10 protein-coding genes are annotated in these 13610 nt (G+C 69.8%); 8 read left to right on the top strand and 2 right to left on the bottom strand.

What is annotated here, in order from left to right:
* The first annotated feature begins 650 nt into the window (after positions 1–650).
* Genes Aph01nite_RS09200 through Aph01nite_RS09190 form a run of 3 tightly spaced genes read left to right on the top strand, consistent with a single transcriptional unit; the run spans position 651 to position 5540 of the window.
* Positions 651–2489 (top strand): HSP90 family protein, encoded by a 1839-nt coding sequence (locus Aph01nite_RS09200; protein WP_204040357.1) that lies wholly within the window; start codon positions 651–653, stop codon positions 2487–2489.
* Positions 2486–5119 (top strand): tetratricopeptide repeat protein, encoded by a 2634-nt coding sequence (locus Aph01nite_RS09195; RefSeq protein ID WP_204040356.1) that lies wholly within the window; start codon positions 2486–2488, stop codon positions 5117–5119. Before Aph01nite_RS09200 ends, Aph01nite_RS09195 begins: the two co-directional genes overlap by 4 nt.
* Positions 5085–5540, top strand: a complete 456-nt coding sequence (locus Aph01nite_RS09190) for a neutral zinc metallopeptidase (RefSeq protein ID WP_204040355.1) — start codon at positions 5085–5087, stop codon at positions 5538–5540. The genes Aph01nite_RS09195 and Aph01nite_RS09190 overlap by 35 nt, the downstream gene beginning before the upstream one ends.
* A gap of 25 nt (positions 5541–5565) precedes the next feature.
* Here the strand turns inward: Aph01nite_RS09190 and Aph01nite_RS09185 are convergent, their stop codons facing one another.
* Positions 5566–6786, bottom strand: a complete 1221-nt coding sequence (locus tag Aph01nite_RS09185; RefSeq protein ID WP_204040354.1) for an MFS transporter — start codon at positions 6784–6786, stop codon at positions 5566–5568.
* Between the two features lie 257 nt (positions 6787–7043).
* On the opposite strand from Aph01nite_RS09185, the gene Aph01nite_RS41240 reads away from it, so the two are divergent.
* Positions 7044–7289, top strand: a complete 246-nt coding sequence (locus tag Aph01nite_RS41240; protein ID WP_373872279.1) for an RNA polymerase sigma factor — start codon at positions 7044–7046, stop codon at positions 7287–7289.
* On the opposite strand, the gene Aph01nite_RS09175 is transcribed toward Aph01nite_RS41240, so the two are convergent.
* Positions 7279–8142, bottom strand: coding sequence for a helix-turn-helix transcriptional regulator (locus Aph01nite_RS09175; RefSeq protein ID WP_204040353.1), 864 nt, complete (start codon positions 8140–8142; stop codon positions 7279–7281). The genes Aph01nite_RS41240 and Aph01nite_RS09175 overlap by 11 nt on opposite strands.
* A gap of 86 nt (positions 8143–8228) precedes the next feature.
* Between Aph01nite_RS09175 and Aph01nite_RS09170 the strand changes: the two genes are divergently transcribed.
* The 4 genes from Aph01nite_RS09170 to Aph01nite_RS09155 all read left to right on the top strand — a co-directional run bounded on the left by Aph01nite_RS09170 (position 8229) and on the right by Aph01nite_RS09155 (position 13407).
* Entirely contained in the window at positions 8229–9011 is a 783-nt protein-coding gene (locus Aph01nite_RS09170; protein ID WP_204040352.1) for an SDR family NAD(P)-dependent oxidoreductase, read from the top strand.
* Between the two features lie 512 nt (positions 9012–9523).
* Positions 9524–10660, top strand: a complete 1137-nt coding sequence (locus Aph01nite_RS09165) for a sensor histidine kinase (RefSeq protein ID WP_204040351.1) — start codon at positions 9524–9526, stop codon at positions 10658–10660.
* Positions 10657–11313, top strand: a complete 657-nt coding sequence (locus Aph01nite_RS09160) for a response regulator (RefSeq protein ID WP_204040350.1) — start codon at positions 10657–10659, stop codon at positions 11311–11313. Before Aph01nite_RS09165 ends, Aph01nite_RS09160 begins: the two co-directional genes overlap by 4 nt.
* Positions 11314–11400: 87 nt before the next feature.
* Complete coding sequence (locus Aph01nite_RS09155) at positions 11401–13407, top strand: alpha/beta hydrolase (RefSeq protein ID WP_204040349.1); 2007 nt, start codon at positions 11401–11403, stop codon at positions 13405–13407.
* The last annotated feature ends 203 nt before the right edge of the window (positions 13408–13610 follow it).

The following is a 13610-nucleotide window of genomic DNA, read 5'->3' as shown; positions in this document are numbered from 1 at the left end:
CTAATGTCAGTAGCAGAGTGTGATCAGGCAGTCAGACGGCGAGTCTCGATGAACAGCGACATCGAGGGCGTCACTCTGGCGGACTGGGTGGCCAAGGCCGGCCGCTCGGAGAAGTACGTCCGCAACTTCTGGCGTCCCCAGGATGGCTTCCCCCGCCCGATCGGGCGACGGCCGACACCGCACACCATCGGTCCCGACCCGCACAGCCGACGCCGTACCCGATGCTGGGGCCTGCCGCAGAAGATCACCAGGTCAGCCCGGCTGTCAGTTAACCGCGAGTATGGCGCCACGATCTCAAGCCCATGCCGCGTCTGGTGGCCCCGCTCGAGCCTGATCGAGCAGCGCGTCGGAGCGCTATCGGCCTTGAGAAGGGTCATTGGCCTCTTTCCACCAGGCCAGATCGCGGCTTGCGGGAACATCGTTCCGCAAGCAGGCTGGCGGTTTCGTCTGGAAACGGGCGGGGTTGAAGCCCAGCGTCAAAGGCCCTGTAACAGGGGGAGCGACAGTGCGGCCGTAGCGTGAAGCGAAGCCTGCGGCGTCGTTACTCAGCCTGCCTTCGGGTGGGGACCAGGGAGTGCCGGGGACCATACCCACGCCTCCAGGCGGATTGATCGCCCGGAACGACATGGCAGGACGCTACGATCTTCCGCATGTTGGACGACACGACAGGAAACGCCCACTCCTTCCAGGTTGACATGCGAGGGCTCGTCGATCTCCTGTCGCACCACCTTTACTCCAGCCCACGCGTCTATCTGAGAGAGCTGCTGCAGAACGCGGTCGACGCGGTGACAGCGCGGCAGCGGGTAGAACCGACGGCACCCACCGCCATCCGGATCAGTCTGGACGAGGCGGGGCTGCGGATCGATGACCCGGGCATCGGCTTGACCGAGGCGGACGTCCATCGTTTCCTCGCGACCATCGGCCGTTCGTCCAAGCGCGATGACCTGGAAGGGGCTCGCCAGGAGTTCCTCGGCCAGTTCGGCATCGGCCTCCTCGCCTGCTTCACCGTCGCCGAGCAGATCCGGGTGCTCACCCGTTCTGCCACTGCCTCGGAGGCACCGGGCGTTGAATGGCTGGCCACGTCCGACGGGACGTACTCGGTCCGGCGGCTTGCGCCGCATGAGCGCGCCGTTTCCGGGACGACCGTTTACCTGACGCCACGAGCCGGGGCCGAGCGGTGGTTCGCCCCGGACCTGGTCATCGAGCTCGCCCGCGACTTCGGTTCGTTACTGCCATACGAGGTGACGGTCGACACGAACGGGCGGACGATCCGGACCACGGACAGCCCGCCGGTATGGAACCGCGCCTACGATTCGGCCGCCGCACGCCGGGCCGCGCTGATCGAGTACGGCGAGCGAGTGCTCGGCTTCACCGCGCTCGATGTCGTCGAACTCGACGTGGAGCTTGCCGGGATCAGGGGCGCAGCCTACGTATTGCCGCAGGCGGCGAATCCGGCCGACAGGAGCCGCCACCGCGTCTACCTGAAGGGCATGCTGCTCAACGACGCGACCACCGGCCTGCTCCCGGAATGGGCGTTCTTCGTCCGCTGCGTGATCGATACGGACACGCTACGCCCAACCGCCTCACGCGAAGGTCTGTACGAAGACGAGACGCTTGTCGCGGTCCGCGAGGCGCTGGGCGTCCGGCTGCGGGACTGGCTCACCGGACTGGCCGCACAGGAGCCGCAGCGCCTGGCCGCGTTCCTTTCTGTGCACAGCCTCGGGGTGAAGGCGATGGCCAGGCATGACGCCGAATTGTTCCGGATCATGCTGCCGTACCTTATGTGGGAGACGACCGACGGTCGGGTCACGTTGGCCGAGTTCGCCAGGAAACACCCTGTGGTCCGGATCACGCCCACCGTCGAGGAGTTCCGGCAGATCGCGACGATCGCGTCCGCCCAGGGCGTCGGGGTCATCAACGGGGGTTACACCTACGACAGCGAACTGGTCGCCCTGCTCCCTGGTGTCATGCCGGGGGTGGTGGTCGAGAAACTCGGTTCGGACGTGGTCACCGCTTCGCTCGACCCGGTTGACGGTGCGGACGAGCTGGCCCTGGCCGGGTTCATGGCGACGGCACGATCCACGCTTGATCCGCTGGGCTGCGATGTGATCCTTCGCGCGTTCTTTCCGGCCTCGGTGTCCGCTCTGCATCTGGACTCCCGCGCGGTACGCAACGAACAGACCCGCGCGGAGATCGCCGCCGACGCGGACGACCTGTGGGCCGAGATTCTGGGCGCCCTCAAGTCCACGGAACCTCGCGCCCAACTCGTCCTCAACCACCGTAGCCCGGTGGTCCGCCGGCTCGCGACGATCCGCGACCGCGCGTTGCTCGTCACCGCCATCGAGGCGCTGTACGGCCAGTCGCTGCTGATGACGCATCGTCCCCTGCGGTCGGTCGACACCGCACTGCTCAACCGTGCCTTCGACGAACTGCTCGGCTGGGCCTCCCAGAACGTGACCGGATCCGCTGAAGGGAATGGGAAGGCATGAACGTCGCCGAGATCCAGGCCGCGCTGGGTCAGATCTACGCGCTGCCGAACGGACGCCAGAAAGCCGAACGCCTGGAACTGCTCGCCACCGCGGCCAAGGCGGTCGAGGACCGGTCGCTGGAAGCCGAGGTGCTGCTCACCCTCATCAGGGCCTACGAATACAGCGCCGAACGTGACCGCATGCCGGTCGTGTTCGGACGGCTCCTGCGGATCCACGACGACTTCCCAGCCGAGGTGGGCCCGCTCAGCCATACCATCCACTGGACGCTCAAGTGGATGAGCTACAGCCTCGTCTGCAACCCGGCCGTGCCGCTGGCGACCACATACCGCTGGCTCGACGAGCTGCAGAACCGCTATCGCCAGCGCGGATTCAGCCCGCGCCCGGTGCTCGGCCTGCGCGCACTGCTGGCGCAGAACCTCGGGGACCAGGAGGCGGCTGCGGCGGCGATGGAGTCGTCGATCTCAGCTCCACGCGACGAGATGGCCGACTGCGACGCCTGCGAGCGCAATGACTGGGGCACGTGGCGCGCCAGAGCAGGTGACGATGCGGGGGCGTTGGACTTCTGGGCACCGGTGATCAGCGGCGAGCGGTCATGTGCGGAGGAGCCGCACCGGGTTCTGGCCAAGGCGCTGCTTCCCCTGCTGCGCACCGGGCGAACCGAGGACGCTCGCAGCGCCTTCCTCAGGGGATACTCGCTGGTCCGCCACAATGTCAGCCTGCGCGAGTCGGTCGGTCATCACATCGAGTTCTGCGCCCTGACCGGCAATGAGGCGCGTGGCCTGGAATTGTTGAACGAGCACGCGTCCTGGCTCACGGAAGAGCACGAAGAAGTCTCGCAGCGGGTCGGCTTCGTGAGTGGCGTCATCGTGCTGCTCCGCCGCCTGGCCATGCTGGGCTACGGCGGCATCCTGATCGGCGACCGGACTCTTGGGACGACTCTCGCCAGGCTGGAACAGGAGATCGGTGAGCTGTGCGCCCGGTACGACGCACGCAACGGTAGCACCGTCTTCAGCGAGCGCGTTGCCAAGCGCCTCGCCCAGGAGCCGTTGGTGAACCGGCTGCCGCTGGGCATCCCGGCGACGCTGCCGCAGCCGGCCGGCCATACCGTACCGGCCCCGCCGAAGCGCACCGATGCGACGCTCGACGACTTGGTCGTAGAAGCGCGGCGCCTGTCCGAGACTCGTCATCCCCACGCCGACGGAGCGTGGGAACGGGTCGCGGCCAGTGCGGGACCGCTTCCCGAGACCGTTGCCGCGGAAGTCGAGCACAGCAGAGCGATCGCCCAGCTCAACTCGGACCCCGGCGCGGCCTACGACGCGCTGCTAGCGGTTGCCGACAGATTTTCAGGGCTCGCCGACACGGCCAAGGCTCTGGCAGCCCGCGCTGCCGCGGCTCTGGCGCGCTTTCAGACCGGGGACCGGACCGGAGGCGAGGCGTTGGCGGAGAGCGTCACGGCGCAGGCCGGGAGCGCGTACGCGGCCGGGGAGCTCACCTCGGGCGAATACCTGACCGTGCGAAGAGCCGGTCCCCTCATCGCGATGGCGGCGCTGGGGCAGCGGGAGAACCCGGCTGAGGCCGAGCTCAGGGCAACTCGTGCGCTGGTGGAGGCCGAACTCGCCGTGGCGGAAGAGCTCGCGGTGACCGAGCGCACGGCCATGTATCACGACCTGCTGGCCCGGATCTTCTTCGCGCTCGGCGACGCGGATGGGGCGCGTGCTCATCTGAAGGCGGCCGTGACGGATTATGTCGAAGCCGGGCAGCCGTGGCGCGCCGCGGATCCCGCCGCCCTACTCGGTGAGCTCGCCCTCCGGGACGACGATCCGAAGGCGGCCGAAGATTTCGCCTCGAAGGCAGTCGCGTACGGTGGCGACCTTCTCCCGCACGACCAGGCCGCCCAGCTGAGCTCCCTGCTCGTCGAGGCCATCTCCCGGCAGCCCGGCCGTGAACGCGACCTAGTCGGCGCTGCGCTGTCTGCGGCGGCCCGCTGGGACGGCCTGTCCGAACCCGACACCCTGCACACCACGTTCACGGCGGCGCGCGCCTATCACAATCTCGAGCGGCATGCCGAGGCAGTGGCACTGTTCGAGGACGTAATGCCGAGGGTGGAGATCCCTTACGATGCGCCGGTCATCGCGATGACCCGGAAACAGTACGGAGCATCGCTGCGCGAGCTAGGTCGCCACCGCGAGGCCGCCGAGCAGTTTCTCAAAGGTGCGGAGCTGGTCCAGGACAATTCGGATGAACGGGTCATGTACGCCGAGCTGGCCTGGTCCGCCGCTCAGGCACTGCAGTATTCCGGACAGACCGTGGAGGCAATGGCCGCCTATCAGCGGGCGGCGCTGCTGTGGACCGAGCTCGGCCAGCTCACCCCGCGCGTACGGTGTCTTCGGTCAGCGGCCTGGTTGCTGCGCTGGATGGGAGAGCCGGATTCGGAAGAGCATCGGGAGTCGGAACAGCCGGGCATCGCCGAGATGCGGGCAGTGCTCACCGAACTGGAGGGGCTGGCCGAGCGCAGCCCGTCCGAGGAGGTGTTGGCGGAGCTCGCGGAGACGCGGGAGCAGCTTGAGCAGCTGATCGAGTACGACGACTACGACTATGACGACTACGACGACGAGAAGGCGGACGAGTAGTGGTCTTCTCCGAGCAGGCGGCGCGCTCGCGACGGCCTGTGCCGCTCGAAAACCGCCAGTTGGGTGGCCCAGGCACCTGTCGGGTGGGCAGGCCCTGTCCGGTATCGGCAAAGCCGCCGACCGCCTGACGGGCAGCGGCGAGTCCGAGCAGGAGTCGGAGCACCTGCGCCGTTACAACCTCCAGGCCCGATGCCTGGCGGGCGCATTCCTGGGGAGCGTCTGGAAGTCCCTCCACCGTCCTACGCGTGATTGGCGGAAATTCCTCGACGCCATACGCGGTACCGGAGACGACATGAGGTCCACGGGGGAGCGATGGCACGGCACGGGCCGCGGCATCGTGTACTGGGTGAAGCGGGGATTCACGAAGCCGTCCCCCGCACGATGCAACACCTGGACCGCCGCCGGGACGCTGGTCGCCTGACTCGACGCCCGGCGGGTCCATCAGTTCAGTCGTCTTGAGCGATGTGCAGCAGTTGGCGCCACAACGCGACGACGAAGACCGCCGACCCGGCGAAAGCGAACCAGAACGGTGCCGTGACCCCCATGTGCGTGGCCAGGACGCCGCCGATCAGCGAGCCGACCACCAGTCCCGCGTACACACAGACGGTGTTGACGCTGCCCACGCGGCCCTGCAGTTCCGGCGGGACCGCGCGCTGGCGGACGGTCACTGAGGTGGTGCCCCAGATGAATGCGTGCGCGCCGAAGAGGAGGAAGATGCCGCCCGCGACCCATGGCGAGTGGGTCAGGGCCAGGCCCAGGTGGGTGAGCGTCTCGATGACGAGGCCGACGCGCATCAGGGCGCCGAGGCTGACCTTGCGGGTGATGGCGCCGTAGAGGCCGGTGCCGATCAGGCCGCCGATTCCGCCGATCGTGGTCATCAGGCCGAAGCCGACGGCGCCGAGGCCGAGCTGTTCCTGGGTGTAGAGCACCAGCACCGACCAGGCGGCGCCGAACGTGAAGTTGAAGATCAGGACGGTGAGGGACAGGGTGCGGACCGCGGGGTGGTGCAGTGTCCAGCGGAAACCGGCGATCAGTTCGCTCATGGCGTTCGGCTTGGCGGCGGTGTCCTCGCGGGGCGGCAGGGTGATGCGCGAGACGAGCACGATCGCGGCGGCCACCAGCAGGAGCTGACCGGCGAACGGCCAGGCCAGGCCCAGGCCGAAAAGGGCCGCGCCGATCGGCGGGCCGGCGAGCTGGTTGAGGGTGATGAAACCGGTGCCCAGGCGGGCGTTGGCGATGACGAGGTCGTCGCGGGGAACCATCATCGGGGTCAGGGTGGTCGTCGCGTTGTCGGCGAAGACCTCGGCGACGGCTCGGAGCGCGAGCAGCGCCAGCGCCGTCACCACGGTCACCGTGCCGGTGACCATCAGGGCGACCAGCGCCACCAGGATGAGGGCGCGTACCGCGTTGGCGACCAGGACGATCCGGCGCCGGTCGTGACGGTCGGACAGGATGCCCGCGTACAGGCCGAAGACCAGCGGCGGCGCCCAGGCTACCAGCGCCGAGAGCGAGATCAGCAATGGGTCACTGGTCAGTGAGGCGATCAGCAGCGGGCCCGCCGCTGCCGCGATGCCGTCGCCGAGGTTGGTCAGCCAGCTTGACGCCAGCAACCACCGGAACCCGCGCCCGAGCCGGGCGGGCAGCACTCTCTCCACGACTGTGACCACGGGCGCAAGACCATATACGTGCAAACCGCACTAAACAACGCGTTTTCTTGGGTACGTGCTGCGGGAGCCCGGCCGCGGGTGCTGGCCAATCGCTACCGCGACAGCCGGGGCACGAGCGCGCTGGCGCCGAAGCTCCGAGCCGAGCTGCCGACTGCTGGGAGACGGCCGTCGAACGGGATCCGAGTGCGGTGCGGACGGCCTTCCGGCGGCTGAGCCCGGCGGACCGGGAGTTGCTGAGCCTGGTGGGCTGAGAAGGACTGGGCGTCAGCGAGATCGCCGAGGTGCTGGGGCGGCCGCCGAGTGCAGTGCGGCTGCGGCTTCATCGGGCGCGCAAGCGCCTCGCCAAGGAACTCGACTCGGCGGAACCCGATGGACGTGGTGCGCGATGGGGCTGCTACGTCATCACGGTTGAGGATCTTTTCGCCGATCCCGAGCGGTATCGGGCGCAGTTGCGGGCGCTCGGGCCGGCCGGTGGGTCGAACAGCCGCCTGCTTATCGCCTGATCACGCTTCGGTTCTCGTCGTACCCGGCTCCAAGTACGTTCAGCAGAGCCAGAGCCTCGGCGCTGGGGGATCCCGGCGGCGCGCTGTAGAGCACGAGGTGCTGGTCGCGGTCGGTGAGCGTGAGCGAGTCGCAGTCGACGGTGATCTCCCCGACGACCGGGTGCCGGAAAGTCTTCGTGAGCATCGGCGCAGTCTGCACGTCGTGCCGCTCCCAGAGCCGGGCGAACTCGGGGCTGGCGTCGCGGAGTTCGCTGATGAGTCCGGTCACCGCGGGGTCGGACGGGTACCGGGCGAGGGTGGATCGCAGCTCCCTGACGACGTGGTGCCGGAATTCCGTGGCGTCGGAGACCCCGTACAAGGGTGCATCGGCGCGCGCCGGCCCGAGGAAGGCCCGGCGCGCGAGGTTGCGGTCCTTCGGGGCGAGCGCGGAGAAGTCCTCCATGAGCGCGGCCGTGAGATCGTTCCACGCGAGTACCTCGAACGCGGCGGACGTCACGAAAGCGGCCGTCTGCGGCAGCCGCTCCAGCAGCGCGAGAATGCTCGGGCGGACGTCGCGCCGATGCAGTCCGGTACGGCTCGGCGCAGTGCCCGCCAGGACGTGCAGGTGATCGGACTCGGCGTCCGTGAGCCGTAGCGCGCCGGCGATCCCGGCGAGGACCTCGCCCGACGGTCGCGGCGCCCTGCCCTGCTCGAGCCGGACGTAGTACTCCGTGGAGATGTAGGCGAGGACCGCGACCTCCTCGCGGCGAAGACCCGGTGTCCGGCGTCGCGAGCCCGAGGGGAGGCCGACGTCCTCCGGTCGGAGCCGCTCGCGACGGCTACGGAGGAACGCCCCAAGCTCCTGCTTGTCCATACCTCCAGTCTGCACGCTGCGCGGCGACGGATCCTGGTACTGCCTGTGCCTGCATCCGGATCCCGGGCCGGTACGACGCTGTCGGCATGACAGACCACATCGACACCACCCCCATCGGCCTGCTCACCGGCAAGGTCGTATTCATCACCGGCGCCAGCCGCGGCATCGGCGCGGCCGCGGCCCGGCTCTTCGCACGGGAGGGCGCCGCGGTCGTGCTCGCCGCCCGCAGCACCGACGCCCTCGACCGCGTTGTCCGGGAGATCCGCGCCGATGGAGGCGTCGCCGACGCCGTCGCCCTGGACCTCGCCGACCGCGCAGGCATCCGCGCCGCCGTCGACCGCGTCGAAGAGCTGCACGGACGGCTCGACGGTGCCTTCAACAACGGCGCGGCGATCCAGCAGCCCGGCCCGCTCGACACCACGACCGACGAGGACATCGACGAGCAGTTCACGGTGAACTTCCGGGCGCACTGGACCGCGATGACGGCCGAGGCGGCACTGATGCGGCGCAACGGCGGTGGGGCGATCGTCAACACGTCGAGCATCGGCAGCCGCCGCGCGAACCCGCCGCTCCCCGCGTACTCCGCGATGAAGCGGGCGCTCAACAGCATCACCGAGACCGCCGCGGTGAGCTGGGCCCGTGATGGCATCCGGGTGAACGGCATCACTCCCGGTGGCACCGCCACGGAGATGATCAACGCGTGGGAGGCGGCGACGCCCGGAATCGTCGAGCGATTGAAGGCATCGATCCCCCTCGGACGCATGGCCGAGCCCCACGAAGTCGCCGAGGCGGCCGCATGGCTGCTCAGCGACCGGTCCTCGATGGTGACCGGCGCGATCGTGCCGGTGGATGGCGGCGCCGGCGCCTGAAAGGGAGTCTTCGATGGTCGCAAGGCATGTCGGTGACGTGCCTTGGATCGACCGGTCTGAGTGCGGGCCGGAGTGGGCGATCAACCAGGTGACGTTCTTGAGGGCCCGGCTGACGGAGGGTGGCTTGTCCGGCAGCCGGCCGCCGTCAGTACAGCCGCCCTCTGCGACGGACGGCCGATCCGGTTGATGGGGATCCGGATGCCGTCCAGGATCGCGTAAGCCGGAGGGATGCTCGTGCCACCGCGGTGTGCAGATCATCGGCGAGGTTGCGGCCAGGTGGTGGTCCCTCGCTGCCGGCTGGGTGGTCGGGCGTCCGTGCTGGGTGGCGGTGGGGATTCTGTCGGGCAGGCTGGGCTGGTCATGGGTCAAGCGAGCGCTCCGCGCCGGTTGCGGCCGGCGGGTCGCGGGTCGCTCGTGGATCTGGGTGGGCGACTCCCGTGGGGCGGTGGGCTGCTGGGGTTTGACTGGTAGCGTGCGTGAATCATGGGCTTTCCTGGTTGGGAGCGCGGCTGGTGAGCGGGCGTACTTCGGCGCTCGCCGTCGATGGTGTGCTGGGGGCCGGCTTTCTGGTGGCGCTGCTGGTTGAGCGGTTCATGCTCGACGCGACGCCGGCGTCCGGGTGGGATGCCGCGGCCGGGGTGGTGGCCGGTGTGGGGCTCGCGGTGGCGGTGGCGTTGCGGCGGCGGGTTCCCTTCGGCGCCTTTGTGTTGAGCGCGGCGGCGCTTTGTTTTGAGGTGTTCGTCGCGTCGCCTAGCTGGCTGGCGCCGTACGCGAATCTGCTTGGGGTCTTCTCGGTGGCGCTGTATGCCGGTCGCCGGCAGGCGTGGTGGGGGCTGGGGGTTCTGCTCGGGTGTATCGGTGTCTACTTTGCCGCCCGCGACGTCACGGCGCCCACCCAGCCGGCGGGGGTTCTGCTGGTGTGGCTGGCCATGTGGTCGGTGGGCTATGCGATGGCGCGGCGGCGCGAGGAGCAGCAGACCGCCCGGCGGCTCATCCAGGAACGGGCGGTGGCCGGTGAACGGGCCCGCATCGCCCGTGAGCTGCACGATCTCGTCGGCCACACGGTCAATCTCATGCTCATGCAGGCGGGGGCGGGACGGCGGGTGCTGGACAAGGATCCGGCGAAGGCGCGGGAGCTGCTGAGCGATCTGGAGCGGGCCGGGCGGGACGCCCTCACCGAGCTCGATCGGGTGCTCGGGGTTCTGCGCAGCGACGACCCGGACGGGGATCGGCCGGCGGATGCGTCCGGTGTCGCCACGCTGCCCGACCTCGCGCAGCGGATGAGCCAGGCGGGGCTGCGGGTGACCGTCCAGGTCGGGGGCGGTCTCGACCTGCCGCGCAGCCTCGACCTCACGGCGTACCGGATCGTCCAGGAGAGCCTGACCAACGCGCTGAAGCATGCCGACGCCAGCGGCGCCGACGTCACGCTGCGCCGGGACGGGCCGTGGCTGGAGGTGGTGATCCGGGATGACGGGCGCGGGCCGGCGGTCGGCTATCGGCCTGGCCGGGGGCTGCTCGGCATCCGGGAGCGGGTTGCCCTCTTCGACGGCACGGTGACCTACGGTCCGGCCGGTCGTGGGGGCTTTCAGGTGCATGCCCGGCTGCCGCTGACCGCGGTCACGACCGCTGTCGAGGAGCCGGCTCGATGACCGTACGCGTGTTGCTCGCCGACGACGACGCGTTACTGCGGGCGGGGGTGGCCGTCGTGCTCGGCACTGCCGAGGGCATCGAAGTCGTGGGTGAGGCAGCCGACGGGTTGCGGGCGGTCGCGCTGTGTCGGTCCCTCCGGCCGGACGTGGTCGTGATGGATGTACGGATGCCGGGGATCGACGGCATCGAGGCGACCCGGCGGATTGTCGCGGCCGGGTTCCCGACCCGGGTGCTGGTGCTGACGACCTTCCACCACGACGAGTACGTGTGGGGGGCCCTGCAGGCCGGGGCCAGCGGGTTTCTGCTCAAGCGCGCCTCGCCGGAGCGGCTGATCGACGCGATCCACACCCTCGCCTCCGGGGACGCGCTGATCGACCCGGCGGTCACCCGCGAACTGGTCGGGCAGTTCGTCACGCGATCGTCCGCCGGCCGTACGGAATCGCCGGAGTCGCGACGCTTGGCCCAGCTCACCGGGCGTGAGCGGGAGGTGCTGAAGCTGGTCGCCGAAGGCTACTCCAACGCGGAGATCGCCGACCTGCTCACCATCGCGGAGTCGACCATCAAGACGCACGTGAAGCGGATTCTCGCCAAGATCGATGCGCGGGACCGGGCCCAGGCGGTCGTGGTCGCCTACCGCGGCGGCCTGATGTAGGACTCGGGGGGCGTACCCCAGCTGGGGTACGCGCACTGTCCTCCCCGGAGGGACGTCCGGACGGCCGCGCATTTCTAGGTTTCGGGCATGACAAAGCGAACTGTTGCCCGCACCATCGCCCTCACGGTCATCGGCATCCTCGTTCTCGCCCTCGCCTACCTGAACCTGCTGCCGGAGGACACCCTGGCGGTTCCCGCCGGCGCGCGGCCCGGTTCGCTCACCATGGAGCCCTGCGACTACGACACGGAGGCCGGGACCGTACCGGCCGACTGCGGCACGCTGATCGTGCCGGAGAATCGGCGCGACCCGGCGACCGACCTGATCGCCCTGCCGGTGATCCGGATCCGGGCGACCGGGCCCAGTCCGGGGGAACCGATCTTCCGGCTCAACGGGGGGCCCGGTGCCAGCAACCTGAAGTTCCCGCAGGCGAGCCGGCTGACCGGCAACCACGATGTGGTCCTGGTCGGATACCGCGGGGTCGACGGGTCGCGGCGGCTCGACTGTCCCGAGGTGACCGAGACCCTGCGGTCGGCGGCCGACCTCGCCGGTGCCGAGTCGCTGCGCGCCGCCACCCGGGCCTTCGAGACGTGCGCCGGCCGGCTGACCGGCGACGGCATCGACCTGACCGGCTACTCGATCCCGCAGCGGGTCGACGACCTGGAGGCCGCGCGCACCGCGCTGGGCTATTCGCGGATCAACCTGATCAGCTCGAGCGCCGGCACGCGGACCGCGATGATCTACTCCTGGCGCTACCCGCGGTCGCTGTTCCGCTCGGCGATGATCTCGGTGAATCCGCCCGGCCACTTCGTCTGGGAACCGCGGATCACCGACCAGCAGTTCGCCCGGTACGCGGAACTGTGCCGCGCGGACGCCAAGTGCTCCACCCGTACGGAGGATCTCGCGGCCTCGATGCGCAGTGCCGCCGCCGGCATCCCGGCCCGCTGGGGACCACTGCCGATCAAGGAGGGCAACGTCCGGATCGCGGGCATGTACGGCATGTTCCAGAACGGCAAGGGCTCCGCGCCGCTCAACGCGCCCGCCCTGATCGACGCCTACCTGCGCGGCGACGCCGGCTCCTTCTGGGCACTGTCGACGATCGCCGACCTGGTCGTGCCCGGCTCATTCGTATGGGGCGAGTTCGCCTCGTTCGGCATGATCGACGCGCCGGCCGCCCGGCGCTACTACGACGCCGGCGGGGACCCCGGCTCGATCCTCGGCAACGCGGCCACCGACCTGCTCTGGGGCGGCCCGTCGGGCTTCCACCAGGTGTGGCCGGACAGCCCCGACAACGCCGAATACCGTACGGTCCGCGAGAGCGACGTCGAGACCCTGCTGATCGGCGGCACCGTCGACTTCTCCACTCCCGCCGAGCTGGCCACCAAGGAGCTGTTGCCGGCGCTGTCCAGGGGCAAGCAGGTGACCCTTCCCGAGCTGGGCCACACCGGCGACTTCTGGGAGCATCAGCTGGAGGCCGGCCGGCACTTGCTGACCACGTTCTTCGACCGGGGCACGGTGGACTCCTCGCGGTTCGGCCTGCGTCCCGTCGACTTCGAGCCCGCGATGAGCATGTCGGCCATCGGCAAGATCCTGGCCGGCGGGGCCGCCGGCGGTGCGCTGCTCGCCGTGCTCCTGTTCTTGGCGATGGCCCGGCACGCCCGCCGCAACGGCGGCTTCCGCCGGCGGACCGGCGTCTGGCTGCGGGTCCTCATGCCGCTGCCGTTCGGCCTCGGCGGATGGTTGCTGGCCGTGCTGCTGGTCTGGGCGATCCGGCCGCAGGTCTTCGTCGGCAGCGCGGCGCTCGCCGTGCCCTCGGTCGGCCTGGCCGTGGGGCTCGGCGCGTACGCGGCCTGGACCCGGCGGGGCGGGCCGGCCTGGATCCGGCGTGCGGGCCTGGCCGCGGCGGTCGGCGGGGCCCTGCTCGGCGCGGCCCTCGGCTTCGGCGCGGCGTCGGATCTCGCGTCGCTGCTCACCACGATCGTGGGCGCGGCCGCGGTGGGGAACCTCGCGCTGCTGGCGCTCGACGCGTACATCCACCGGCAGCCGAGCGACGCCCGGCATGACGAGCCGGTGACGGCGCCGGCCGTACCGGCCTGACGCCGACCAGGAACAGTGTCGCCCGGAAGATCTCCCGGGCGACACTACCGTTCGTCAGTTCTTGACCACCCGGTGCGGAGATGCGCACGTCTCGGCTCGTACGACGGGATCTGCTGTCGCTTGCGCTTGATCCGGCAGAAGCCGGGACCGATCCGCCGGCATGCTCGGACGACGCCGTGTACCGCGATCATCAGATCGGTCGG

It is taken from the genome of Acrocarpospora phusangensis (assembly GCF_016862995.1).
Taxonomy (GTDB): Bacteria; Actinomycetota; Actinomycetes; order Streptosporangiales; family Streptosporangiaceae; genus Acrocarpospora; species Acrocarpospora phusangensis.
The sequence above is the reverse complement of the archived record's forward strand: the minus strand, read 5'-3'. Positions and strand labels throughout refer to the sequence as shown.